Origin of the sequence: Paenibacillus sp. FSL R5-0490 (assembly GCF_001956215.1) — a bacterium.
Classification (GTDB): domain Bacteria; phylum Bacillota; class Bacilli; order Bacillales; family Cytobacillaceae; genus Cytobacillus.
Genome location: NZ_MRTQ01000022.1, coordinates 61,087 through 86,255 on the forward strand (window position 1 = coordinate 61,087; position 25,169 = coordinate 86,255).

General features: G+C 41.0%; 30 protein-coding genes and 3 pseudogenes. 15 read left to right on the forward strand and 18 right to left on the reverse strand.

Annotated features, from left to right (window positions below):
* Positions 1 to 47 precede the first annotated feature (47 nt).
* Together BK139_RS17715 and BK139_RS17720 are read left to right on the forward strand one after the other, a co-directional pair.
* A complete protein-coding gene (locus tag BK139_RS17715; protein ID WP_076261405.1) occupies positions 48 to 1,226 on the forward strand; it encodes an MFS transporter in 1,179 nt (392 codons plus the stop codon).
* Positions 1,227 to 1,298: 72 nt separating this feature from the next.
* Positions 1,299 to 2,198, forward strand: a complete 900-nt coding sequence (locus BK139_RS17720) for an EamA family transporter (protein ID WP_076261407.1) — start codon at positions 1,299 to 1,301, stop codon at positions 2,196 to 2,198.
* 3 nt (positions 2,199 to 2,201) lie between these two features.
* Here BK139_RS17720 and BK139_RS24100 read toward each other — a convergent pair whose 3' ends face one another.
* From BK139_RS24100 to gltC, 3 genes are all read right to left on the reverse strand, one after another.
* Positions 2,202 to 2,342, reverse strand: coding sequence for a hypothetical protein (locus BK139_RS24100; protein ID WP_175609149.1), 141 nt, complete (start codon positions 2,340 to 2,342; stop codon positions 2,202 to 2,204).
* Positions 2,343 to 2,390: 48 nt separating this feature from the next.
* Positions 2,391 to 2,825 carry a GNAT family N-acetyltransferase gene (locus tag BK139_RS17725; protein WP_076261409.1) on the reverse strand — a complete coding sequence of 145 codons (435 nt, stop codon included), beginning with the start codon at positions 2,823 to 2,825 and terminating at the stop codon, positions 2,391 to 2,393.
* 192 nt (positions 2,826 to 3,017) lie between these two features.
* A complete protein-coding gene (gene gltC, locus BK139_RS17730) occupies positions 3,018 to 3,920 on the reverse strand; it encodes a glutamate biosynthesis transcriptional regulator GltC (protein ID WP_076261411.1) in 903 nt (300 codons plus the stop codon).
* Positions 3,921 to 4,092: 172 nt separating this feature from the next.
* On the opposite strand from gltC, the gene gdhA reads away from it, so the two are divergent.
* Positions 4,093 to 5,472, forward strand: a complete 1,380-nt coding sequence (gdhA, locus tag BK139_RS17735) for an NADP-specific glutamate dehydrogenase (protein WP_076261413.1) — start codon at positions 4,093 to 4,095, stop codon at positions 5,470 to 5,472.
* A 66-nt stretch (positions 5,473 to 5,538) separates the two neighbouring features.
* On the opposite strand, the pseudogene BK139_RS17740 reads toward gdhA, so the two are convergent.
* Positions 5,539 to 6,485: pseudogene (locus BK139_RS17740) on the reverse strand (helix-turn-helix transcriptional regulator).
* 105 nt (positions 6,486 to 6,590) lie between these two features.
* On the opposite strand from BK139_RS17740, the gene BK139_RS17745 reads away from it, so the two are divergent.
* A complete protein-coding gene (locus BK139_RS17745) occupies positions 6,591 to 7,070 on the forward strand; it encodes a GyrI-like domain-containing protein (protein WP_076261417.1) in 480 nt (159 codons plus the stop codon).
* Positions 7,071 to 7,135: 65 nt separating this feature from the next.
* Here the strand turns inward: BK139_RS17745 and BK139_RS17750 are convergent, their stop codons facing one another.
* The 3 genes from BK139_RS17750 to BK139_RS17760 form a co-directional block, all read right to left on the reverse strand.
* Positions 7,136 to 8,344 (reverse strand): sensor histidine kinase, encoded by a 1,209-nt coding sequence (locus BK139_RS17750; protein WP_076261419.1) that lies wholly within the window; start codon positions 8,342 to 8,344, stop codon positions 7,136 to 7,138.
* A 135-nt stretch (positions 8,345 to 8,479) separates the two neighbouring features.
* Entirely contained in the window at positions 8,480 to 8,971 is a 492-nt protein-coding gene (locus BK139_RS17755; RefSeq protein ID WP_076261466.1) for a hypothetical protein, read from the reverse strand.
* A gap of 11 nt (positions 8,972 to 8,982) precedes the next feature.
* On the reverse strand, positions 8,983 to 9,699 hold the full coding sequence (locus tag BK139_RS17760) for a DUF2306 domain-containing protein (RefSeq protein WP_076261421.1): 717 nt from the start codon (positions 9,697 to 9,699) through the stop codon (positions 8,983 to 8,985).
* Positions 9,700 to 9,977: 278 nt separating this feature from the next.
* Between BK139_RS17760 and BK139_RS17765 the strand changes: the two genes are divergently transcribed.
* Entirely contained in the window at positions 9,978 to 10,292 is a 315-nt protein-coding gene (locus BK139_RS17765) for a YciI family protein (protein WP_076261423.1), read from the forward strand.
* Positions 10,293 to 10,339: 47 nt separating this feature from the next.
* A complete protein-coding gene (locus BK139_RS17770; protein ID WP_076261425.1) occupies positions 10,340 to 10,708 on the forward strand; it encodes a hypothetical protein in 369 nt (122 codons plus the stop codon).
* A gap of 371 nt (positions 10,709 to 11,079) precedes the next feature.
* Here the strand turns inward: BK139_RS17770 and BK139_RS17780 are convergent, their stop codons facing one another.
* From BK139_RS17780 to BK139_RS17790, 3 genes are all read right to left on the reverse strand, one after another.
* Complete coding sequence (locus BK139_RS17780; RefSeq protein WP_076261429.1) at positions 11,080 to 12,294, reverse strand: TerD family protein; 1,215 nt, start codon at positions 12,292 to 12,294, stop codon at positions 11,080 to 11,082.
* A gap of 175 nt (positions 12,295 to 12,469) precedes the next feature.
* Entirely contained in the window at positions 12,470 to 13,018 is a 549-nt protein-coding gene (locus tag BK139_RS17785; protein ID WP_076261431.1) for a DUF488 domain-containing protein, read from the reverse strand.
* 79 nt (positions 13,019 to 13,097) lie between these two features.
* Complete coding sequence (locus BK139_RS17790; protein ID WP_076261432.1) at positions 13,098 to 13,544, reverse strand: DUF4385 domain-containing protein; 447 nt, start codon at positions 13,542 to 13,544, stop codon at positions 13,098 to 13,100.
* Positions 13,545 to 13,766: 222 nt separating this feature from the next.
* On the opposite strand from BK139_RS17790, the gene BK139_RS17795 reads away from it, so the two are divergent.
* The 6 genes from BK139_RS17795 to BK139_RS17825 all read left to right on the forward strand — a co-directional run bounded on the left by BK139_RS17795 (position 13,767) and on the right by BK139_RS17825 (position 17,054).
* Positions 13,767 to 14,093: a PadR family transcriptional regulator gene (locus BK139_RS17795; protein WP_076261434.1), complete on the forward strand. Its 327-nt coding sequence runs from the start codon at positions 13,767 to 13,769 to the stop codon at positions 14,091 to 14,093.
* 15 nt (positions 14,094 to 14,108) lie between these two features.
* Positions 14,109 to 14,444, forward strand: coding sequence for a DUF1048 domain-containing protein (locus BK139_RS17800; protein ID WP_353615009.1), 336 nt, complete (start codon positions 14,109 to 14,111; stop codon positions 14,442 to 14,444).
* A 35-nt stretch (positions 14,445 to 14,479) separates the two neighbouring features.
* Positions 14,480 to 14,833 carry a DUF1048 domain-containing protein gene (locus tag BK139_RS17805; protein ID WP_076261436.1) on the forward strand — a complete coding sequence of 118 codons (354 nt, stop codon included), beginning with the start codon at positions 14,480 to 14,482 and terminating at the stop codon, positions 14,831 to 14,833.
* Positions 14,830 to 15,162, forward strand: a complete 333-nt coding sequence (locus BK139_RS17810; RefSeq protein ID WP_076261438.1) for a DUF1048 domain-containing protein — start codon at positions 14,830 to 14,832, stop codon at positions 15,160 to 15,162. The genes BK139_RS17805 and BK139_RS17810 overlap by 4 nt, the downstream gene beginning before the upstream one ends.
* A gap of 380 nt (positions 15,163 to 15,542) precedes the next feature.
* The gene (locus BK139_RS17820) at positions 15,543 to 16,304 is read left to right on the forward strand and encodes an ABC transporter ATP-binding protein (protein WP_076261440.1); all 762 of its coding nucleotides are present in this window, start codon (positions 15,543 to 15,545) and stop codon (positions 16,302 to 16,304) included.
* On the forward strand, positions 16,305 to 17,054 hold the full coding sequence (locus tag BK139_RS17825; RefSeq protein WP_076261442.1) for an ABC transporter permease: 750 nt from the start codon (positions 16,305 to 16,307) through the stop codon (positions 17,052 to 17,054).
* A gap of 362 nt (positions 17,055 to 17,416) precedes the next feature.
* Here BK139_RS17825 and BK139_RS17830 read toward each other — a convergent pair whose 3' ends face one another.
* The 3 genes from BK139_RS17830 to BK139_RS17840 form a co-directional block, all read right to left on the reverse strand.
* Positions 17,417 to 17,980 carry an SMI1/KNR4 family protein gene (locus tag BK139_RS17830; protein WP_076261444.1) on the reverse strand — a complete coding sequence of 188 codons (564 nt, stop codon included), beginning with the start codon at positions 17,978 to 17,980 and terminating at the stop codon, positions 17,417 to 17,419.
* A 5-nt stretch (positions 17,981 to 17,985) separates the two neighbouring features.
* Positions 17,986 to 19,452: a T7SS effector LXG polymorphic toxin gene (locus BK139_RS17835; RefSeq protein ID WP_286149050.1), complete on the reverse strand. Its 1,467-nt coding sequence runs from the start codon at positions 19,450 to 19,452 to the stop codon at positions 17,986 to 17,988.
* 122 nt (positions 19,453 to 19,574) lie between these two features.
* Positions 19,575 to 20,036, reverse strand: a complete 462-nt coding sequence (locus BK139_RS17840; protein WP_076261445.1) for an Imm30 family immunity protein — start codon at positions 20,034 to 20,036, stop codon at positions 19,575 to 19,577.
* A gap of 237 nt (positions 20,037 to 20,273) precedes the next feature.
* Here BK139_RS17840 and BK139_RS17845 point away from each other — a divergent pair, with 237 nt between their 5' ends.
* Entirely contained in the window at positions 20,274 to 20,651 is a 378-nt protein-coding gene (locus tag BK139_RS17845) for a VOC family protein (RefSeq protein WP_076261447.1), read from the forward strand.
* Positions 20,652 to 20,798: 147 nt separating this feature from the next.
* Here the strand turns inward: BK139_RS17845 and BK139_RS17850 are convergent, their stop codons facing one another.
* On the reverse strand, positions 20,799 to 21,221 hold the full coding sequence (locus tag BK139_RS17850) for a hypothetical protein (RefSeq protein WP_076261449.1): 423 nt from the start codon (positions 21,219 to 21,221) through the stop codon (positions 20,799 to 20,801).
* 17 nt (positions 21,222 to 21,238) lie between these two features.
* Entirely contained in the window at positions 21,239 to 21,610 is a 372-nt protein-coding gene (locus tag BK139_RS17855; protein ID WP_139325647.1) for a hypothetical protein, read from the reverse strand.
* 180 nt (positions 21,611 to 21,790) lie between these two features.
* Here BK139_RS17855 and BK139_RS17860 point away from each other — a divergent pair.
* Positions 21,791 to 21,937 (forward strand): annotated as a pseudogene (locus BK139_RS17860) (DUF779 domain-containing protein); the annotation flags it as partial.
* Positions 21,938 to 22,378: 441 nt separating this feature from the next.
* Here the strand turns inward: BK139_RS17860 and BK139_RS17865 are convergent.
* The 3 genes from BK139_RS17865 to BK139_RS24440 all read right to left on the reverse strand — a co-directional run bounded on the left by BK139_RS17865 (position 22,379) and on the right by BK139_RS24440 (position 24,676).
* Complete coding sequence (locus BK139_RS17865; RefSeq protein WP_076261453.1) at positions 22,379 to 22,714, reverse strand: tRNA-Val4; 336 nt, start codon at positions 22,712 to 22,714, stop codon at positions 22,379 to 22,381.
* Between the two features lie 381 nt (positions 22,715 to 23,095).
* On the reverse strand, positions 23,096 to 23,521 hold the full coding sequence (locus BK139_RS17870; RefSeq protein WP_076261470.1) for an SMI1/KNR4 family protein: 426 nt from the start codon (positions 23,519 to 23,521) through the stop codon (positions 23,096 to 23,098).
* An 18-nt stretch (positions 23,522 to 23,539) separates the two neighbouring features.
* Positions 23,540 to 24,676, reverse strand: a complete 1,137-nt coding sequence (locus BK139_RS24440; RefSeq protein WP_083675403.1) for a T7SS effector LXG polymorphic toxin — start codon at positions 24,674 to 24,676, stop codon at positions 23,540 to 23,542.
* 291 nt (positions 24,677 to 24,967) lie between these two features.
* Between BK139_RS24440 and BK139_RS17885 the strand changes: the two are divergent.
* Positions 24,968 to 25,087, forward strand: a pseudogene (locus BK139_RS17885) (VOC family protein); the annotation flags it as partial.
* Between the last annotated feature and the right edge of the window lie 82 nt (positions 25,088 to 25,169).

The following is a 25,169-nucleotide window of genomic DNA, read 5'->3' on the forward strand; positions in this document are numbered from 1 at the left end:
TATTGTACGAAGCTTCCTGATATCATGCAAATATCGGAGGGATTTTTATGAAGACACAAAGCTGGATGAGCAGGCAGTTTTTCAGCTTTTTTATGACCTGGGGCATTTTCCTGCCTTATTGGACAGGGTGGATGATCCATATAAAAGGAATGACGGTTTCACAGGCAAGTTTGATCATGAGCTTAGGCCTGGCGGTACGGGGACTTGCCACACTTTTTGCTTTTCCCTATCTATCAGGAAAATTCAGCAGCAGAACCCTGCTGAACGGGATGTCAGCCGGTACCCTGATCGCCATTCTCTGCTATATTCCGGCCGACTCTTTTGCCAGCCTGCTGCTGGTAACGCTGCTATTGCATTTCTTTTATCCGGCACTGATGCCTGCACTGGATAGTGCTGCGGGCATTCTTGTCCAAAACAAACAATTAAAGAATTACGGAAAAAGCCGCTCCTGGGGATCGATCGGATTCGTTGTGTCCGGTATGATTCTGACCTTCTTTACAGGAGGGTTCGGAGATGAGGCCATTTTCTGGGCGTTATTACTCGGCATGCTTGTAGTCCTTTGTCTCGGCTTCATGAATACACCTGCAGTACTATCTGAAAAGCCGAAACCCGGCCAGACCAAAGGAGCCATAAGGAAATTATTCAGCATCAGACACTTCGGCCTTGTGCTCATCATTGTGATTCTGCTGCAGGCAGCGCATGCTTCCTATTACAATTATGGTTATATCTACTTACAGGAAATTCAAGCACCAAAATATTTAATCGGCGCCATTATTAATATAGGCGTGATTGCAGAAATTTTTTTCTTTTTCATTGCGGAAAGGACTTTCCGGAAGTTTTCAATCGGTTCATTACTGGCACTGGCAGCACTGGGCTCCACTGCACGCTGGGTTCTCGTATTTGCCTTCCCGCATGTCATTATGTTCAGCATTAGCCAGACATTGCATGCCTTCTCATTTGCCATGGCACATTACGCCTTCATGAAATATTTAATTAAATATGTTCCTCATGAACAGGTGCCCGTTACTCAAGGGGTCTACTCGGCACTCGCCCTCAGCTGGAGCACAGCCCTTTTCACCATTTTCGGCGGGTATCTTTATGAAATGGAACCAAGGTTTGCCTTTATCGGAATGGTAGTATGTACGATCCCCGCGGCGCTGCTTGCGTTTATTTACCGGAGATTGGAAGGGAAGAAAGAGGCGGAAACCAGACATTTGGCAGTTTAATGTCACAATAAAGTTAAAAAAGGTGATACATGTGTAGCACCTTTTTTACGTTTGCATCAAGGAGGTTTCAAATTGAAAATCAATAAAGGAATTTTATATATACTGCTCGGTGCTTCCTTTTTCGGATTTACACCGATTTTTGCAAAGTTGGGGTTTAGTTATGGCTACTCGCTGGGACAGATTACGATTGCGCAGATGGTTATTTCCTTCATTTTGCTATGGTCCTTCACATTGATAAAACGCTCCAGTTTCAAAGGGCTCCATACGAAAAACGTGCTGCAAATCATGATGACCGGCTGTTTTGTCGGCTTAACCAGTATTTTCTATTATGGCTCCATGCAGTATCTTCCTGCATCATTGGCCATCATTTTAATGTTCCAGTTTGTCTGGATCGGGATCCTTTTAGAATGGGTTTTCAGCAAAATAAAACCGGCGCCTGTCACCGTGCTTTCGATCATTTTGATATTAATCGGGGTCTTTTTCGCTTCTAACATTGTAAATGGCGACATACAGGGCCTTCCAGTTAAAGGTTTTATTTTGGGAATCCTCTCCGCGATCACTTATGCCGGTTTCATTTTCTTCAGCGGCAAGGTCGCTGTGAATGTGGATCCCTGGATAAGGAGTTCATTGATGGTGACGGGATCAGCCATCCTGGTGCTGATCCTGTTCATGCGTGATATCCCGTCTGTTCTGCCTTTGGAGGAAAATCTGCTGACGATTGCCGCCGGGGTTTCGCTATTTGGCGCAGTCCTTCCTCCGCTGTTTTTCGCGGCTGGTGCGCCTTTGGTTTCAGGTGGAATTGCCAATATACTAACCTCCATTGAATTGCCAATTGCCATCCTGTCAGCCAGCATAATCTTGTCAGAAACGGTAACCCCGATGCAGTGGCTGGGCACGGCGATTATACTGGCTGCCATTGCTTTTAATGAACTGGGGACAGGCCTTTTCCGGCGTCGAAACGAAAGTGCCTGAGGATCAGACACCTGTCAGTTTTGATTGAACGGACTCCGGCAGCAGCTGAAAAAACAGCCCTTGATACTTAAGATCAAGCAGGCCGGCAATCAAAAGAATTAGGATTAAGAAAACTGCAATCCATCTGCTATTCTTTTTTAGCAATGGGTTCACCTCCATGAATAAGAGCTCCCTCAGCAGGAGCTCTTTTGATTAATACGCCAGTTTATATACGATTTCCCCATCAATCACCCGGCCATCGGCTTTAAAGCCGAGTTTTTCATATAGCCCCTTCGCGAGATGGTTCTCAGGCTCAAAACTCAAATAAATCACCTTATGCTCCTGATTCAGCTTAATCCGCTCAATCAGCTTTTCCATGGCTGCTTTCCCATACCCTTTTGACTGATGCTTCTCATCAACCATCAGGCGGTAAATCCAATATTCCTTATCGTCATCATCCATGCAGTACATCGTAAAACCCACTAACACATCATCATGATAAATCGCTAAGCACTCACACTCCGGAAACGCCTTAGCCTGCGCAAGCGAAAACACATTCGGCGCCACAAATGCCTTCTGTTCTTCCGCTACACGCAAATCAATGACATCAAAAAAATTGTGGCGGTCTATCTCTCTAAAATCAATCATATTAGCCCCCTTCTCTTTGGAAAGGCAGCTCCCCGGCCTTTTTCCAGGAACATGCCTGCCATTTCACTATCGAGGTCAAATTCGCTAATTCATCAGGGAAATCCTCTTATTGAATATATTAAATATATGAAGGCCAGAAAAAGAATCTCATAGGGCTATACCTTTTGACATTCTTCTCCTGTTAGACCTTTGTCAGTTTTGAAATTGGTCCAAAACGGCAAAGAAATCACGAATGAATTGATAGAATATTTTCTCCGTGGGCAGCAGCTGGCGTTCACTTGGAATAATGATTCCTACCGCACGGGTAATCTGTGGCATGACAGGCAGCCTTACTGTGGAACGCGGCAGGCTGTCCACCAATGTAGATTCCGGAATAAGCGTCAGCCCCAGACCTGCTGAGACCAAACCTTTAATCGTATCAATATCATCCCCTTCAAATGACACTTTAGGCTGAAAGCCATGCTGACTGCAAGCATCATCGAATAATTCTCGCAAGACATAACCCTTAGGAAACAAGATAAAGGATTCATCTTTCAGGTGGTTTAGATTCAATAAAGATTTGTCTGCTAAAGGGTGGGCAGCAGGAACCAGAGCGACCATTTTCTCGGTGAATAAAATATCCCCTTTAACCTTTTTCTCTTTCTTAGGGAGAGGGCCAATCAATGCCATATCGATTTCCCCTTCCGCCACTCCGCTGATTAAATCATGATAAGCACTCTGTTTGAGCTCAAACTTCACATGAGGATAGCGCCCGCGGAAAGCAGATATGATGGAAGGCAGCGTATAAAGTGCCAGACTGCTTGGGAAGCCGAAACGTATTCTGCCATGCTCCGGATCCAGATACTCTTTGACTTGCCGTTTGGCATTATCGATTACCTTTATGGCTTCTTCCATCTGTTCTAAAAATAGTTTGCCGATCGGCGTCAATTTCACATTCCTTCCTTCACGGATAAACAAACTAACCCCCAGCTCTGATTCAAGGTTGAAAATCTGTCTGCTCACAGCAGATTGTGCCACATGTAAAGCTAAAGCCGCATCGGTTACATGTTCTCTTTTCGCCACTTCAATAAAGTATTTAATCTGCCTTAATTCCATGTGATTTTTTCCCTCCCTTCTGCCAATCATCTAATTTCGGCATCAATATTATCTAATTTTCATATTGTTTAGATTGATTTACAACTATAAAATGAGAGAATCATACAATTTTTGAATAGTTGGAAATTTATTGAAGTATTTAATTTTGACTTAAGGGAGGTCCATTGGCAGCATGACTGCACTAACAGAAATTAATGAGAAGCGAATACAGGCGGAGGATTATGTTCAGGCGGTATTCGAAACAGTTAAAAAGCGCAATCCTAATGAAAGTGAATTTCATCAGGTCGTTAAAGAAGTGTTTGATTCACTCGTTCCAGTATTTGAGAAAAACCCCGTATACATGGAGCAAAGTATTCTTGAAAGAATAGCGGAACCTGAAAGAGTGATCACCTTTAGAGTCCCCTGGGTGGATGATCAGGGAAAAGTACAGGTGAATCGCGGCTTCCGGGTACAATTCAATAGCGCAATCGGTCCCTACAAGGGCGGCTTGCGATTCCATCCTTCTGTAAATGCCAGCATCATCAAATTTCTGGGCTTTGAACAAATTTTCAAAAATGCCCTTACAGGTCTGCCGATCGGAGGAGGAAAAGGCGGAGCTGATTTTGATCCTAAGGGGAAATCTGTTGGGGAGATAATGAGATTCACCCAAAGCTTCATGCTGGAACTAAGCAGGCATATCGGGCCGGATTTAGACGTTCCTGCCGGAGATATCGGAGTCGGCGCCAGGGAAATAGGCTATCTGTTTGGACAATATAAGAGAATCCGTGGAGGCTATGAAGCTGGAGTCCTGACAGGGAAAGGTATCGGGTATGGCGGAAGCTTAACCCGCACTGAAGCGACAGGTTACGGTACGGTTTACTTTGTACAGGAAATGCTGAAGGAAATAGGGCTTTCCTTTAAAGGAAGCACTGTCGTTGTCTCCGGTTCAGGAAATGTCTCTACTTATGCGATTGAAAAAGCGGCACAGTTAGGCGCGAAGGTTGTGGCCTGCAGCGATTCTGACGGCTATATTTATGATCCAAACGGCATCAGCCTTGATACAGTAAAAAGGCTGAAGGAAGTTGAGAGAGAAAGGATCCGGGAATATGTGAAGGAACATCCTCATGCCCAATACTTTGAGGGATGCTCCGGCATCTGGTCCATCCCCTGTGATATCGCTTTGCCATGTGCGACACAAAATGAAATCGATGAGGCCGCAGCAGAAATCCTTGTTGCCAATGGAGTTAGAGCCATTGGTGAAGGAGCAAATATGCCATGCACTTCAGGGGCCATCCATGAGTTTCTGAGAAACAGCGTTCTCTTTGGGCCTGCAAAAGCAGCCAATGCAGGCGGTGTTGCCGTTTCTGCATTAGAAATGGCCCAAAACAGCTCAAGAATATCCTGGACATTTGAAGAAGTGGATGAAAAACTGCAGCAAATTATGACGAATATATACCGGAGCACCGTCAAAGCTGCCGAGGATTATGGCTATCCAGGCAATCTGGTGGCAGGCGCTAATATCGCAGGATTTATAAAAGTAGCCGATGCCATGATCGCACAAGGAGTAATATAACCATGAAAAAGGGTGATGCTATTAAGAAAGCATCATCCTTTTCTATTTAGATACACAGTTATCTTCTTATGGACTGAACAATCTTAATCTATCCTGCAGGCCTTCTAAAACTTCTTCAGGCATTTCCCTGACATGGATATCCTCACCCAGGAAAAGCAGCCAATTGATTATTTCGGTCAGCTCTTCCGAATTATTTACATTGATAAAAGTCTTTAGAATGGCTGTGGTCTGGTAAGGATTTGTATAGGCAATGGAAGCCTTAATAGGATGGTATTTTTTGAACTGGGCAATCGCCTGCGGACCGAGTTCTAAGACAAGATTGATAGCCTCGTCCTTCATGCTTAGTTTTTCTAAAATATTTTTCCTGCTTACTCTTTTTTTCACAGGATACTCTTCAACATTGATTAGATTATCCACGGGGAAAATGTGTCTCTTTTCTTCTTTTAAGTCAAAGGCTTCCACCTTCCAAATGCTTTTTTCACGATAAAGGTGCAAAAGATAAATGGGGTAAGACCTGATTTCCTTCTCTTCTTTTACGGTAATCACTAAATAGCGATCCAAAATAAGAGATTCAATGAGTTTTTCCAGCATCGGATGAGGGAGGTCTGATAGATCAAGCAAATCGGGATTATTAGGGTTGGTCCCTTCAAACAGCAGGATTTGATTTAAAAGAACCAGGTCTTCCTGCTGGGCTTCCGAGATCAGGCCGAGCAGTTTTTCAGCTAAAGACTGACGGCTCTTTAAATAGGGGAGCTGCAGATTTCTTGTAGCCATAAAGGCGATAAACAGAGCTTTGATCTCATTATCGGTAAAGCGGACAGTGGGCAGGACGGAGTTGTTCATGACAAAATAGCCCCCATCCCTTCCGACCTCAGCGACAAGCGGCATCCCCATGGCTTCTATTTCACTGTTGAACGGGAAATGTTAAATTCCCGCATGATTTCAGAAATAGTAAAGTGGGCGCGGTTGTTGATATACCGCATCATTACATTAATCCGTTCCACTTTTTTCATTTCGGCCTCCCTAAACAGTATCATTTTTTGACATGATTTAACGTTAGTATAAACTTATCAAATGGGCAAATCATTTGAAATAATTAAAAAAGGCTGGTTTTGAAAATGGCGAATTACACTCTGGAAGAAAAAGAAAGCTTTACTGTATTAGGCATTGGAACTGAATTGAAGAGCAATTACACAGATTATGCAGGCATAAATAAGGAGAAAGCTGACTTCTGGCAGGCAGTCAAGCAGGATGGAAGGCTGGACAAATTAAAAGCCTTAGCCACAAATGATTACATTTTTGTCGTAAACGAAGCCGTAAATAACAAGATGATGCATTATGCAGGCGTTATGACAGAGGCATCTCTGCCGGAAGCAACCAGATTAATTCAATTTCCTGAAGGTGAATACCTGGTTGTGAAAGGGGAAGCCGGAACATCTGAGGAATTGAGCAATATGCTTACGGGGATTGCCTTTGGTCAAGCACTGCCGGAAGCAACGGATTACGCCTATGTCGGCGGGCCCAATGCCTCGGTTGAAATGGGGCAGCGAAACGGAATGGTATTCGGTGAGATGTGGATTCCTGTTGTAAGGAAATAGGGGATATAAACAAAAGGGGCCTGATCCTCGGCACTTGCAGTATAACTCGGGTCAGGCACCTGTATTTAAATGGCTGGAAAGCGTACCACAACGTTTGTTCCGTGCCCCAAAGCCGTGTCGAAATGAATGGTGCCTTTATATTTTTCCACTATCTCAAAGCAAATCATCATACCCAGCCCGGTGCCTTTGCTTTTCAGCGAATAAAAAGGCGTTCCGAGTGAGGCAACTTCTGATTCGGTCATCCCTCTGCCCTGGTCGGTAACCTTTATGGCAACAAAATCTTTTTCCCTTGCAGCCGTGATCTGAACGATATCCCCCAGCTCCGATGCCTCAATCGCATTTTTAATAATATTGATCAGCAATTGCTTAAACTCCAGGCGGTTCACGGCGATATGACAATCATCCGGAACATTTACTTCAATCCGGTTATCATGCAGCAGCCCATACGAATACAGTAAATCCGCCACACTCTGCAGAACAGCCTTGACCTCCACTGTTTCAGATGCAATCTCTTTTTCCGGTTTCGCAACAGACAGAAATTGAGAAATCACCTGCTCAGCTGTATTTAACTCATCAACCATCAGCGAAATCTGTCCTTTTCGGCTGGAAGAAAAGGAAGGATCCTGTTCAAATAACTGCAGAAAACCCTTCACCACGGTCAGAGGATTCCTGACTTCATGCGCAACCGCAGCTGCCAGCTGGCCCGTTATCTTCAAGCGCCCAGACTGCTGAATTTGTTCATAATAGAGCTGCTGTTTTTTTATCCTCCCATTCGTTAAGAAAAAAATAAAAAAAACAATCACCTGGCTTGCAAAAAAGTTAATCACATTCCCTATTAAATCCTGCTGTATATAGGCATATTGATGACCGTGATCAACAGCCGCAATATAACCAAACAAAAGCACCGAACCCGCACAATTGAGAACCAGCGAAAAATAAAAAATCCTGGAATCAAAAAACAGGATCGAAAGGGCGGGAATCAGACACAGAAAAATAAAATTCGACCAGGTCTCCGGATATAAAAAAAACAGCGTATAAAAGTAAACAGACGAAACAATCGTGATTATCACTCTATGTACAAACGTATCAGCCCGGGGATACAGCAGCAGACAGACCGACAGAATGAGGACCAGCACCAGATTCAGCATATAGCCAGCCCCGAAGTCACCCATCCGCGGATTACCCGCCACCAGCCCCATAATCATAATGGCGATCACAATAAACGCCACAATATGATAGATCTTTTTATTGGATTTATTATTAAACTCCTTCATACATACCCCTTTGGTTATCTATATCGTACCTATTAAAATATATCATGATTTGGGCTGCTATGGGAAAATAGGATTAATTTGTATTCCATTAAACATAAGGGTGAACCGCAGCAAGAATCTAAGCATTCGCCGCGGTCAGGCAGTGCATTTATTGATTTTAAATTTTTTAAGCAGTTCAAGGAATGCCCCGATGAGCAAACGGGCCAGTGGCACAGTCAGCGGCAGCAGGATAAACGCATAAAGGGTTCCCCAAATTAAAACACCCTCGACATTAATACCTGCAGCTTCACTTGCTGTATAAGTTCTGAGGCTTCCTCCCCTTAGAGCATACTCTCCAAATAAGGCACCAATCGTCCCGGTGTAAAGACTGTTAAACAAGGCTGAGATTATGCTCAGAAACCACAGCTTTTTATTTGAAACATTATCTTGTCTGGCAAAATAAAACCCTAATATGGAAAAGGTAATGGTAAAGGGGGGGAACGTCGCGTAATATACCCATCTCTCGCCAGCCAAAGAGGTAAAGCCGCCAGCCAGCCCCTGTGCCGCCCCCATAAACAGAAAGGAAAAACAAAGGGATATAACAAAACCAAAAATCAGGCCAAATATAATTCCTTTTATAGTTTTCATGGCTTCACCATTCATTTACTTATTTCTTGGGCGGATGGCTTTGGTTTTCGGTTGTATTTTCGATCGTACTTGATGATGAAGCCAATCATAACAGGTACCAGTATAAGGGTCGGCAGCAGCCAAAGGACCAGACTGGTTGACTTTATATTCAAGATCCTTGGCGCTCCAAACACAGTAAATGCCGTGACAGTTGAAATCCCGCAGGCAATCATGCCGCCAAAGTGTTCATACACCCAATGCATTTTCTTTGTCGGCGCCTTGAGCCAATACTTGAGCTGGATTCCAGCCAACAGTAGCCCGATCAGCGGAAAATAGGTCAGCAGGGTGGATTTCAATAGAATACCGTAGATGCTGATCCCTCCGCCTGCCAGTCCAAGAATGACTGCAGCCGTTATATCCAATGGATTCCGGTGTGCTTCCTTCCTCTTTTTATGGTTTAAAACGCGCATGCCATACAAAGCCGATACCGCGCTTAAAACAGAGATAAAAATCAGGAACCAGGAGAAAGAAATCCTCCCGCTGTCCGCAGCCTCATCAAAAGCCACCCGGTATACGCCCATATAGAAGGCGGAGAGGGCGACAACGGTCATCGACCAGACATACATCCAGCCGGTTCTATTATGCATCTTCCCTCCTTTTTTCGTTAAAAGCGGCAGCCAAAATAAAAGCAATGCCAAGAAGCCAGCCGCAATATGTGCCCCTCTAAAAACTGAAAACAGTTCTTCCATGTCTTCCTCCTCTATAAAAAAATTCAATCTTCAAAGCCTCATCATATTTTTATGCCTTCTTTTAAAAAAGAATGTGAAGCACCTCTTCTGTTTGGTTAAAATATCCATTACTATTACTATATTAAATTATTTCGTGTTGAAATAGACAGATTACAAAAAATTTGGAGGACAGATTCAATTTTACAGATGTAACTATGTTAATATTCTGTATATCAGGCTCTTGGATTTAAATTTAGCTAAAACAATCGTTCTCGAATTAATAATGAGGTGATAGATCAATGGAACAATATTTATATAAATTAAGATTAAAAGCACATTTCTTAAAAAGGGAAAGCTGGACGCAAACGGAAGAAGAGATTATCAGCCGCCATTTCTTAAAACTCAAGGAAAATACTGAAGAGGGAAAAGTAATATTGGCAGGACGAACACTGAATGACGATGATACCGGATTTGGAATTGTTATCTTCGAAGCTGAAGATGAAACGAGTGCTGAACAATTCATGAGGGATGATCCTGCTATTTCTGAGGGTATGATGGAAGGGGAATTATTCCCTTATCGGGTAGCATTGATGCGGGAAGGGAAGTCGAGGTAAAAGGTCTCCGGACGATAGAATAGCTACACAATAATGGAGGATGTATATTGAGCTGGAAAAATGTTAAAGTAACCGGGATTAATTCTATCGAAAAGTTAGTCAGTGAATTTGATGTTTCTGCTTTTAGTTTGCTGGGTGATTTGTTTGAGGAAGGTGAAGTAATACCTTATGCCGGATTCAAAGTAAGAATTTATGAAACTCAAGACGACCAAAATGGATATCTAAGTTATATGAACTTAAAAATAAAGGACACAGTTGGAGTATATGAAGGGGCCATTGGATATGGCAAGAACGAACAAACCGCACTTGAATCCATTCTTAACAATTTTATAACCAAAATCGAGGAATATAAGCTGAAAAAAAACGCTCCCATCACTCAAGATGATTTTTCTTTAGCAGATTATGATGAATTTTAATAAACAGCCAAAAGGTGCCTGACGCCTAAAGCAGCAGTATAGTTGGGGACGGGCACCTGTCCAATATCACTTGTGAAGTTTCTCTTTGGAATTCTTTATCCTGAATTGCAGAATTACAGCAACCAGCAAGGATATCCATTGCAGATTGTATAGTATGATAGAATAGTTGGATTTTATAAGATATGCTGTTACAGAAAATACACCGGAAAGGAGGATAAGCAATACGACTATAATGGATATATTATTGTGTTTGCTTTTATTCTTATAAAGTAAGAAAACTATTATTACACTGAATAAAAGAGCATTCATAATTAATATCTTTTCCATCATTAGTTATCCTCCCTAATCCAGGTTTAAGTATTTCTGTTTCTTTATTTGTAATCATTTCTGGGACCTGCATCCATTACAACCTCTACCATATTGGAAGGCCCCATTCTGAGTTTAGGTCTATACTCAGAATCCGGTGAACTGTACAGCTCCAGTGGACTGATGATTACTCCATCCGGCGTATTATGGAGGATTCCAGGCACACAGGTATAAATGCGGTCATCATTGTTGGCATTTTTGGCTGAGATCGTAACAGAGGTGCCGCTGTGATTATCTATACTCATGGACACTTTGTATCTGTAGAAAGAACCCGTTCCATTAGACTGGGCAGAGTAAACGACAGGCACGACTGCCAGGATGTCATTATTCAGCCTCAATTTAATTACTTCTGTCTTCGTTGAACTGTAATCTCTTCTGACATCTCCCATATGTTCAACTGCTCCGTTTGCATAACTTCTAAGTGGAGGTGTTCCGCTTGCACCAAACATGGCGACATCGATCTGCCTGCCATCCTTTGTATAAACCAGAGCATAAATATCATAATCTGTTCCCGTTTTCCAGGAAACCGTGGCGGTAATCTGTGGTGTTTTTTCAATGATCACCGGCTTTTGGCCTTTGTCGAGACTGATTATGCCCTTCACCTTTTCAAGGGTGATCGTATTTTGAAATTGTTTGCTTTCGGCAGCAGCAGGAAGAGGCTGAACGGATTTAGTTTCAGCAGGCTTATTTTCCTCAGTGGAATCCACTTCCACACCGTAATTTTTACATAACCCTTCAAGCCCGGACTCAAATCCGCGCCAGATTGATTTTGCCTTTATCTGTCCATTCCTTACATATAATTCTAAAACCACAATCCCATTTTCCTTTGTAAAACTCGATGGCGTTAACTCGATGGTCGTATGCCCCGCACATATCTCGGCTTTTAAATTCTTTACATTCGAGAACCCCATGTGATTATCCTCTGTCAGAGTAATCGCTATTTTATGAATGCCTGCAGGAACTTTACTCATATCAAATTGAATAGTATGTACTATCCTGGTCCCTTTAGTTTCAGCCGGCAATAGGGCTGCTGCACCGGAAGGACTCTTTGGCTGATTATAAAAAATAATCCCGCTGTCTCCTTGTACCTTATCTGAATCTGTTAAAAGGAAAGCAGTTAAGGAAATATCGATCAAATGAGACATATCGTAGCTAACGGTCACATAACCTTTTGGGGAACTTAATACTGTATTTCCCCCCATTTGCAGCATTGAATTCAATTCAACCACTCCTGTTTCTCTATTTAATTCTTTATATTAAAATGATAATCTCACTGTAAATTATACCATTTTATTGAAACCATATAGGTGAAAACTACTGCAAATTAAAAAGCAGCCACAATACAGCAGCTGCTTCAAAAAGGGGGCCAGGCACCTGTGCCCCTGCGTTTCCTTTCTATAGCTTCGGATACACGACAGTCCCATCTTCTTCAATGATTGGCATGGCTCCCCACTTCCCCAATTCATGTGGGATGATCTTCGGATTTCCCTTAGCATCAGGAATGAGATGGCACACATCCCATCCATTTGCCTTCAGCCAGTTGCTGATGAGAAGGCGGTGGCATCTTGCCGGATGATATTCCGAACACATATAGACGAGCGTCGTTTCTGCGGCCTGTTCCTTGAGCTGCTCCAAAGCAGACTGAAAATCATCTGTCAGTGTATAATCCGCATAGTTGTGAAACGAACGGTTATTCCACCCTTCGTTCAATTGCTCCCCTACCTGGCCAGACATTCTCCTTCTTCCGCCAAGACCGGGAAAATGGCGATAATGAATCCCCGCTTCTTTCAGCCACTGGATCATGTTTTCTTTTTTAAAATGTGAATTCCTGCGGCTTGCAGGAAATGCCCGGACATCTGCCACAAAACTAACTTCAGCTGCTCCCAGCAGCTTTAAAAACTGTTCGATCGAATGGTTATAATGTCCAATCGTATAGACTTTCAAGATTATCTTCCCCTTAAAACAAAGACTCTGTTGCTCAGGTTGCTGTATCCTTTACGCTGATTGCAAAGGGCATGCTGCTTCAGCCATATTTCTTCTGATGCTCTTTTTTTCGCTTAAGATAATCCGGATCCTCCCGCGCGAGCTTCCATTTTTCCATAAAGATGGAAGCCGATTCTGCCTTCTCCGGATCATTCTGCCTTTCGTTTACCTTGCCATTCTCATCATATTTCTTCCCGCCTTTGTAATTCGTATACCTGCGGGCTCGTGTATATCCCATCTGCAGAAATTTCCTCGCCATGTCCATCCCGACAAAATCTTCTTTCTCCTTATAATCAAGAAACATCTGATAAATTTTATCGGATGACTCCTCAGCGATTACCGGAGTCTTAAATCGCCAATGCTTCAGGATTTCACTCTTATAAGGCTCCACCAGCAGCACACCCTGTTCTCCCCTGCCAACCCTATACAGTTCAGGATTCTTGCGAAAATCTATTGTGTCAAAATCCAAATCGTAATCGAAAGCCATATCTGCCACCCTTTTTATATTGGGTTTACCCTTGGCAGGCTTTTTGTATGCAGAGTAGGGTTATTTAGTGCTTTCAGGAAGCAATGGGGTGGTACTGGTGTTCATTGTACACATAAAAACGGGCTTTTTTAACGAAAAGTTTTATTGACAATTCAGCTATTTAGTCATACTATATACTAGTAATAAGTAACACAGAATACCGGTAAAATGGAGATGAAGAATTTGGAAAACATCACAGAAATGCTGAAAGGGGTGCTTGAGGGTTGTGTGCTTGAGATCATCAGCCGCGGAGAAACTTATGGCTATGAAATCACGCAACAGCTGCGGGAACTTGGCTTCACTGATGTGGTTGAAGGGACTGTTTATACAATTACCATGCGACTTGAGAAAAACAATCTGGTGAACATCGAGAAAAAGCCATCCACTATGGGACCTCCGAGAAAATTTTACACACTTAACGCAGCAGGTCAAGAGCATCTTGAAATTTTTTGGAAAAAATGGGATTTCGTCTCGGGCAAAATTGACGAACTCAAAACGAAAATAAAATAAAAAAGGAGAAGTAATATGATGAGTATTTTTGAAAAAATCTTTGGCGATTTTAGCGAAAAGAAAGCATGGCGTGAAATGGAAAACCGTGCAAAATCCTTACCTGAAGACTACTGGAAAGCCTACAAAGCAATGCAAAAATATCTCTGGAACACTGGCGGCGTGATGGATTGGCAAGAAACAAAATTCGTTTTTAATCACATCATCGACCTTCTTGAAGAGGCCGCAGCCGATGGCAAAGGCGTTAAAGAAGTTACTGGCAATGATGTAGCAGCCTTCTGTGATGATCTTGCCATTGATGCAAAATCATGGGTTGATAAGCAACGGCAAAAACTCAACGATACGATTAAATAATAGAACTTTACTTTAGTATCTTAAAGGAGACTACAATGAACTTTTTAGAAAAAATAACCGGCAGCGATATGACTAAAGCAATGAAAGATTTTGAAGAGCGGGCAAAAATCTTGCCAGCTGAATATCAAAGTGCCTGGCAAGAAATTAAAAGTAATCTCTGGGTTCATGGAGATTTCACCGGTCGTAGTCTGATGCCCATCCTTGACAGTATTCTTGAACTACTTGAAGTTACATCAGCAGACGGCCAGAGCATCGAAGAAGTACTAGGAGATGATATCAGCGGCTTCTGTGCAGCGCTTGTTGGTGGCGAAGGAGCAAAATCTTATCGAGATAAATGGCGTGACCAACTCAACAAGAACGTCGCAAGAAAATTAGGAGGACTAAAATGAGCATCAAAAAAATCATTGAAGGCAAAAAAGAATGGAGAGCCCATGTTTCACGTGTCAAAGCGCTTCCACAAGATTACCAAATTGTCTATAAAGAGATCCAAAAATATCTCTTCAAAGTCGGTCCTGTTGAGCTAAACAATGGTATCGGACTGCTTTCTGACATTCTGAGCTTCTTTGAAGAAGGAGCTGCAGCTGAAAAAGGTGTGCTTGAAGTCACAGGAACAGACGTTGCTGCTTTCTGCGATGCACTTATTGATGATTCAAAAACTTATGCTGATCTCTATCAAGAATCGATCAATCAAAAAGTCGATAAGGCTATGAAAAAATAGAAGGAATTTAATAAACATGTTATCTCGTTCCTTCTTCCATTAAACAGATACGAATAAATTGAGTTGTTCGAATCCGGTGCGGCAGAAGACAGACAACTCCTGGACATCCCAGGTTCGACTTGACGTCCTTTGCCAGCGAACTAGTGGCAAACGCTAATAACTTTGTCGACAAGTATCGTGAAGATTTGAATGAGATCGATTTTTAAAAAAGGAACTTCAATAAATAGTCCGACTGAATAGCTGGTTACAAATGTGGTGCCACCTTCACTATTCAGTTATATTTTTATCCCGGTAGTAAGTAATACAGATTATCTGTGATACTAAGTAGATGGTATTTTAGGCAATCAAGCTCCCATCATTTTTATAAGGAGGAAAAAAGTATGAGTAATGCAGCGATTTCTGTAAAAGGGCTGAAAAAATCCTTTAAAGACAAGGAAGTCTTAAAGGGGGTGGATTTTGAAGTGTGGCGTGGCGAAATTTTCGCATTGCTGGGCTCAAATGGAGCAGGCAAGACAACGACGGTCAACACCCTCTCGACGCTGATGAGGCCCGATGGCGGCGAAGCAGCTATTTGCGGCTTTGACTCCCGGCGTCAACCGGATCATGTTCGCCAGAGCATCAGCCTGACAGGACAATTCTCAAGCTTAGACGGCATGCTGACAGGAAGAGAAAATCTGATGATGATCGCCAAGCTTCGCGGAGTTTCCAATCCCGCTCAAGTCGCCGACAATCTGCTTGCAAAATTCAGCCTTACCGATGCGGCCAACCGACGGGCGGACCAATATTCCGGCGGGATGAAGCGCCGGATTGACATTGCCATGAGCCTGATCGGGACGCCAGCCGTTATTTTTCTTGATGAACCGACGACAGGACTTGACCCCGAAGCGCGTATTGAAGTCTGGAATACCATAAAGGAACTTGCTGGCAGCGGCACGACCATCCTGCTGACGACCCAGTACCTGGAGGAAGCCGAACAACTGGCGGACCGTATCGCCATCCTGCATGGCGGAAAAATCATTACGACCGGTACCCTTTCCGAACTTAAAGAGATGTTCCCGCCTGCGAAAGTGGAGTATATCGAGAAGCAGCCGACATTGGAGGAAATTTTCCTCGCAATCATCGGCAAAAAGGAGGAAATGTAAATGAAAAGCAAAACAGGGGTATTACTGGGGCGTTTAATGCGCAATATTATGCGCAGTCCGGATACAATGATTACGGTGGCGATTACGCCGATTATGATGATGCTGCTGTTTGTTTATGTATTTGGAGGCTCCATAGAAACAGGCACTGACAACTACGTCAATTATTTATTGCCGGGAATTTTACTGATGGCTATTGCATCCGGCGTCGCTTACACTTCATTGCGGCTGTTTAACGATGTAAAGAACGGGCTGATGGCTCGTTTCATTACCATGCCTATCAAGCGCTCATCGGTATTGTGGGCTCACGTGTTGACTTCGCTTGTTTCCAATGCGCTTACTGTCGTGGTGGTTATCCTTGTTGCCCTCTTGATAGGCTTCCGTTCCAATGCTGATATCCTCGATTGGCTTGCCGTAGCCGGGATACTCGGGCTGTTTACGCTGGCACTGACGTGGATTGCGGTCATTCCTGGATTGACAGCAAAATCTATGGAAGGGGCGACTGCCTACTCGTACCCGCTGATTTTCCTGCCGTTTATCAGTTCGGCCTTTGTCCCTACCGATACCATGCCCAAAATTGTTCGTGCGTTTGCTGAGAACCAGCCCGTGACTTCAATCGTGAATGCAATTCGTACACTCTTGTATGAAGGGTCTGTTGGCAATGATATCTGGATCGCGCTTTCCTGGTGCATCGGCATCATGGTCATCGGTTACTTCTTCGCCACTAAAGCATTTAAACGCCAATTAGGGTAAGTACACAATTATCTATGATTAAGTAAAGGTTATTCGCTATGGAGCTACACACAAAATAGACCTTGAATGGCAGATAGCCATACAAGGTCTGTTGATATTGATCTCTAGATAAAATTATTTTTGTTCCTTATACGCAAGGCAATCTCCACTACTTCCTCTGGAGAAAAGTCCTCATCATTCCAAAAAATTAAGTCACTAAAAAATAGTGCCTGACCCCAGGCACTTTAAAGCGGTATTCTAGTTGGGGTCAGGCACCGGTTGTACTCTATAACTTTAGAGGGTGCTGTTATTTATTTGCGTATAATTTCGTCAACTTAATGGCAGTAATGCTAAGCCCAGGTATAAAGTATTCTCATTACAATTTAGTCTTTTAGTAAATCTTCATCTAAAAATAATTCGATATCATCTAAATTTACATTTTGCTCTCGGTGATGAGGGGTAAATTTTAATATGAATTCTTCAAAAGAATTTGCTATGAGATAAACATATTCTTTTCCATCTTTAGAAACTTCTCCTTCATGATACCAATAGTAAATTTTACCTCTATATCGACCATTTATTCCTATACATAATAAATCTCCCCCATCTGCATCTGCAATAGGCATCAATTCTTTCCCTAAAACATCTTTGTAGGTTTTAATAACCGATTCAATATTATAGTTATCATCTGTAATACCATAAAAACCACCAATGGAATCAAAACCATCCTTGTGAGTGACGGGCGTAATTTCAATTGGCTTATACATTATATTATCTTTTATAAAACTTCCTCCATATTCAAGTAAAAACTCTTTATAATCTGATGGTAAATCTACACCATACAAATTTTCAATCATATGAATAGATTTATAGGCATCTTTCTTTTGGGAAACTGCTATTTCTGTGTCTATTATTTTAGTTAGTGCACTCTTTAATTTTTGATTCATTTTTATTATCCTCCTCTTAAATCAGACGCTGAACCAATATGAGGTATATTTCCATGCAAATCTGTTGGGATTAATTCAATTTCAGTAGTACTTTTATGATGAGGGGTTAATCCTTTTTCTTTTAACCAAACCTTTGCCTGATTCATTGATTTATATCCTTTCAATTGCATAATTTTTTCATAAACCAAATTAAAGTCATTTTTTGACCCATCTAACATACCTTCTTTAAATTTTATGGATCCTTTACTCCATGGCGTGAAATTAGGTCTACCATCAAGGAATTCTACACCCTCACCATTAGTTACCTTATTAACTTCTGGCTTATCTGAATACCATGTTCCATTTCCAGGTTCTCCTACCCATTTTCCATTTGTTCTAGGCACCCTTGTTTTGGGCTTACCTAAACCCTTAACTCCAAATGCTTTCTCCGTTAACATCTTGATCTTCGTCAACGGGTCATATAGAACATTATAAGGCACCGGCCCCTGAGCAAGTCCACCTCCTGCCAGAGCAGGTGTCTGAACTGGCGTATAAATCGACTTCTTCCCTTTACCAGCCTGGCGAACCGTCTTGGCAATGGTTCCAGCTTTCCCAATCCCCTTATCCCCCAGAATGCCAATTCCAAGGGAAGTCAGGCCATAGGTAAAGAAGGCTGTCCGGCTCTTGGCGTCCCCATTTACAACATCCTGCTCCCATGCGCTGGAGACAGCGGACCATATATACTTCGGCATATCCAGAGCCTGGCTTACTTTTCCGATAGGGTCATTTATAATGCCCAAATAAAATTCCTGGTGCTTCCTTTGATTTTCGAGCAGCTGGTCACGGTTAAACAGCAACAACTCACTGCCTAAAAACAGCGGACTGAACGGGCCCATGATGGTTCTGCCCAGCTCATAAGTTGACTTCAGTCCATCCCATGTATCCCCTACGGCTTTGGATGCCCCTTCAATAGCTCCTTCAGCTATATCCTGAAGAATGCTTTGCCCGCTTTCTGGATTGGGATTCGATATTTCCACGTGGAAATCCTTCCAGTTGAGAGATTTAGGCTGGTATTGGGCCAGAGATAAGCTGCCGCTTTGGAACATGCCCGCGATTTTTTGGATGTATTGGTTCATGTGGGATAGATCTTGCAGGAGAGGGTCCAGTGCAGCCGTTTCCCGATGGTCGAAGTCCTCTAGTTTCTCAACGGTTTGGCGGCTTGAGTCCTCAGCGCTCTTTGTTGCCTGGATAAATCGGCCATCCTCCAGCCGCGGAAGCGCAACAATATCGCTAACGGACTTCATGATCCCATTCGCTTCCTCTGTCAGCTCAGCAGTGATCTGAAGAGTATTTTTCAGTCCCTGTTTGAGCTCATGCTCCAGGAATTCCTGGCGGATAAAGCCTGAAGGGGAGGGTTCAATGTCCTGCAATGAACCTATAAAACTTTTTAAATAGGATTGATACTCGTCAATCCAGGATTCAAGGAATTGCAAGTAAAAAAAGTGCCTGACCCCCTACACTCTAGCGTTAGTCGGGGGCAGGCACCTGTGTTTTTATAATACAGATCTTTAAATACAATTAATTTAAATTAAACTACTTGAGGCTGAGGTTATAATCATATTTCTTTTAATACTTCATCTACAGAATTGCCAAAGATGTTTGGATCTTCCTTTTTTATATCATTCAATAAGTTTATTATTGTTTCTTTTGTCTTGATATCTACTTTAGATAGTGTTTCTCCGTATAAACTTCTTACTTGGTCATTATTTAGAATTCTGTAATGTAAAATTTCCATCCATTCTCTTGCTCTATCAATAACACTTGGGACTGCTTTTGCTATAAAGTATAAACCTTCTTCAATATTTTCTTTATATAGATGTTCTATCCCATGCACTAAGCCAAACATTATTTCATATTGTTCAGTATCATCGTCAAATCCCATACATAAGTCGGTAATTACTGACGTATCTCCTAAGCCAATTAGATTGCTTAGCGCTCCTTCAAAATTAGATATTTCTTTTTGAGATTGAAGAAATCTATTTGTGTAAATCTTTGTTAATTCCAATTTTATGTCCATACATTCCACCCACTCACTTATTGAATAGCTCAGGATATAAATCCCTATTCTTTCTAATAGTATGTAGAAGTATTTCAGGTGTATATACACCATCCTTCATGTACCCCGGCTTAACTGAAATCAAATTAAATAACCATACCTACTTATGACGGTTCATCCAATTTCATTGGTTAAATATATGAATATACTTAAAATTCTATTTATTATGTATAATATTACCATAGAGAGAAAAGTTTAATGGATACTACCATGATTAAAAGTGTTGGACAAATTGGAATACCTGTAAAAGATATAAATAGGGCATTGGATTTTTATAAGGAAAAACTAGGACTCTCTCTATTATTTAACACGGATAGTATGGCATTCTTTGAATGCGATGGCTTACGGCTGATGTTATCACTACCTGAAAAAGATGAATTCGCCCATTCAAGTGCAGTTATTTATTTTCAAGTAACTAATATTAAAGATACTTATGAGCGATTAGTAAGTAAAGAAGTTATCTTTATCGATGAACCACATGTTGTAGCGAAAATGGGACAAACAGAAACATGGATGGTATTTTTTAAAGATACAGAAGATAATACTCATGCATTAATGAGTGAAGTACAAGAATAAGAAAACCAATAGGAAACCATCTCAATAACCAACGATCTCCTTCATTTTAAATTCGCCTTTTTTGAAAAAAAAACGTGCCTGACCCCCGGCACTTTAAAACGATAGTATAGTTGGGGTCAGGCACCTGTTTTTTGACTGTTGTGAGTATTAATACTTTATGAAATTAAATTTATTCTCCTTATAATCAGTAGTTGTCCTTAAAAATTCTATACTTATTCTGTCAACTTTTATTTCAATATATTTATCCATCAATTCAGGATAGTCAGAGAAATACTCATCGTCGTCAGTAAAAACTACTCCTGCATCAATATTATCTTCATGTAACAAACCTCTTATATAATACTCATAACCCAAACCAATACGTTCTATTTCTTTCTTCTCTCCCTGGATTTCACGAATCATTAACTCATTTAAAATAGTAAACCCTATTGTTACAGGGTAACTTTTTCCTACTTCAATTTTATAAGGACAAATAAAAGCAAATCCTGTAAATTTAATACCCTTGATCTCAATTGTCACTTCTTCCTCAATTTGTGGGTCTAGCCTTTTAACGAGAGCCGTATATACCATATATAAATCCTCACTTCCTACTCTGCTGGATTAATCACTGGAATATTTTCACCATTAATGGTCTTCCAGATCTTTTTGCCACTCTGAGTCTGGTAGGTCGTAATATCTCCTTTATTATTAGTACCTACAAATTCAAACTTTGCTTTACCATTTTTGTTATTTCCCATAAACTTGATATATCCTGTCCTAATTTCACCTTTATTTTCATACTTGACCTTTATGCCATTATTAATAACCTCTTTTGCACCTTCAAGATACTCGTCGGCATTTTTATATAATCCATCAAATTCCTTCCCATGCTTATCAAAATGTCCTTCTAGTTTACCACGATCTGCAAAATCTGAAGGGCTTTTACCCGTACCCTTAACCCCAAACACATCATCAGTCACTGTCTTAATCTTCTTCAACGGATCATTAACAAAAAGTGGTGCCTGACCCCCGGCACTTTAAAGCGGTAGTATAGTTGGGGTCAGGCACCTGTATCCTGGAACTTCACCAATCTGTATGACAGCAGGTGATTTTTATCTTGGCAGCCAGGATAAACAAATAGGTGAAGTGATGGATGTGCCTATTATATGCATAACTCAAACTTTGCCTATTGGGAGCACATGCAAATTGTCATTGATGTAATAGACGGGATAGGCAATTCTTTTTCACTAGAAAGCTTGAAAGATAAATCCTTCGTCATCCGTTCTAACAAATTGATTGCTGAATAATAAAGAAACACCTTTCGCTCATAATTTAAATAAAGCGAGAGGTGTTTTTTTATGAATGTATTTAAACTGAATTTTTCCTGCAGAATGATTAATCTGGACCGAGCTTACCTGTCCTTAAGTAAATAAAGGTTAGTAAAATCTTCTATTAATAACTCTAAAATAAAATCTTATTTATTAATTCTTGATCTACCTGATTATCGAACTCTTCAAAAGATCTTATTACTGAATACTCCACCATTTGTTTAAAGAAATTTCCTTTTTCATCAAACTTCATGACAATATTTCACCAGAGTGGTGTGACCCGTGCTGCAAGAAATGTGCTGAAGAAATAAAAATAGGCTGGGATAGAAAAAGGGGCCTGATGTATAGTTAGGGTCAGGCACCTGTTTTTCTTTGAATGGCAGATGGCCATTCAAGGTCTGTTTATTTTGATCTCACTATTCAACCTTTGAATATTTCTGGAATCTTCTCTCTCCATATCAATAACAGCTCTATAAATTCCTCCGTTTCAATTTTATTTTGAGTAGGTTCATCAATCCGATAATGATGTTCAGCTACTGTCACATCTTTCTTGATATTTACACTCGTAGCATTCAAAGTAATTTCAAAGTCTTCATATACCCCTTCTAAAACTTTCTTAATGTATCCTATATACTCATCCACTTCTTCTTCTGTTGAAATATCCTGAATAAAATCCGAGAAAATACTTATTTCTTCCGGCAATACTATTCCTAAATCACCAAATGGGTCTTTCTTAAATTCAAATGGATATCTCATATCCCTGAATCACCTTCTATATTATTTTTTATATAATGGATATGCCGGAAAAAGGAGCCTGACCCTCAGCCCTTTAATGCGGTAGTATAGTTGGGGTCAGGCACCTGTTGTTAAACCTGAATTTTTGCGGCAGAAAGATCTTTCTGGACCGAGCTTACCTGTCCTTAAGTAAATAAAGGTTAGCCTAACAAAACAAAAGGTGAGCTAACATCTTCTGTAGCCCACCTGTGAATGATTTAATTCCTTAAATCCTATACCTATTATTTCATTAATTTTTGATAGCTGGTTAAAGGTGATTTCATTACTGTACTGACAAGGGTTCAGTCCCAGTTGACATCAAGTGCAATTGATTCATAAGTATCCCTTGCACCTCATTGTTTTTTACCAGTTATCAATTCCTTCTTGAAATATGTCTATTACATAGTCCTCAAATGTATTATACCTTGGGTGTAAATCTGTCCCCGCCCTTTCCCAACTAAATACTCTTTCATCTTTAATATCTGCACTATACATACATCTAACAAATTCTCCCGAGTCCTCTAAAACAATTAAGTTCAAACCCAACCCTAATTTTCTCCATCTCTCTGTTGCATCAACTACAGATGCTCCTAAATTCCCCTGGACACCTTCAAGCTCGACTCCACATATTCCTCCCGAACCATATTTTTTTATAAAATTGCGGTAACTTCGAGGAAGTTTAACTTTAAGTCTTTCTTCAGCCTTATTAATATATTCTTCTGATACTTCTCCAAAAAAATCATCTTCTTCACCATAATTTTCGATCATCTTTATAATTCTTTCATCCATCAAATAAACTCACTCCTATTACTCACTAGCACGCATTTTCCAATAGTTACTTCTAAAGTTATTATACATTTTTTCGAGTTCTGGATTATTCCTAAAACTTGTTCCATTTTCAACTAAACCATGTAGCGTCGAATCGTATTTATCATGAGTTACCTCTGCAATTTCAACCATTCCACCAGGTTCTTTTTGAACTAAATGGTGTAATTCAACTTTACTTTCCACTCCGTCTTTTACAATATATGGTGATTTACCCTTTTCCATCAATTCTCCATTTGACTTTCCTAGTGCCTTCGGATTAATAGGTACATAATTTTTATCAATCTCAATTTGGTACACTCTTCTGGAGACATCTACTTTCTTCCCACCAACTTTAACTGTTCCTTTTACTTCTACAGCAATATACTTATCATCTAGCCAATCTAATTCAATTTGTTCAGAAGATAATTTTCTTGATTTAAGCCTCGCAGCTTTACCCGTACCCTTAACCCCAAACACATCATCAGTCACCGTCTTAATCTTCGTCAACGGATTAAAAAGAATATTATACGGCACTGGCCCCCTAGCCATTCCTCCTCCAGCCACAGCTGGTGTCTGAACCGGCATAAAAATCGGAAGTGCCTTCTCGCCTTTACCAGCCTGGCGAACCGTCTTGGCAACGGCTCCAGCTTTCCCGATCCCCTTATCCCCAAGAATGCTGATTCCAAGTGAAGTCAGGCCATAGGTAAAGAAGGCTGTACGGCTCTTGGCGTCCCCATTTACAACATCCCGCTCCCAGGCGCTGGAGACAGCGGACCATATATACTTCGGCATATCCAGAGCCTGGCTTACTTTTCCGATAGGGTCATTTATAATATCCAAATAAAATTCCTGGCGGATAAAGCCTGAAGGGGAGGGTTCAATGTCCTGCAATGAACCTATAAAACTTTTTAAATAGGATTGATACTCATCAATCCAGGATTCGAGAAATTGAAGGAAAGGCTGGTGGCAATCCTGATAAAATGCATGTATGGCCTGGCTGCCCTGCCCTTTGAATGCCTCTTCAAGAGACACCAGCTCCTGGATGGATACCTGAACTTGACTTATCTGATCTTTAAGGATGGATAATTGATTGCTCGTCTCGTCGATTCCTGCAAGCAAGGAATCTGCTTCTAACACCTTCAACAGAATCAGCTCCGCATTATAAATTCCATTTTCTTCTATTTATATCTTAAAGGACTCTGACATTTAGTTGAATAGGAATTTTGGCATGAAATAGTGTAAAAAGTTCCTTGAAAATTGTTTGTTCTCCTAAATATGCTGCAGTCCTCATTGACCCCGGCTTAACTGAAATCAAATTAAATAACCATACCTACTTATGCCGGTTCATCCAATTTCATTGGTTAAATATATGAATATACTTAAAATTCTATTTATTATGTATAATATTACCATAGAGAGAAAAGTTTAATGGATACTACCATGATTAAAAATGTTGGACAAATTGGAATACCTGTAAAAGATATAAATAGGGCATTGGATTTTTATAAGGAGAAACTAGGACTCTCTCTATTATTTAACACGGATAGTTGTAAACGCTAGAATAAAGTTGACAGTTTTCGCTTGATTAGATTTTACACTTTTGCTCTATCAGCCTAAAACTTTAGTAAAA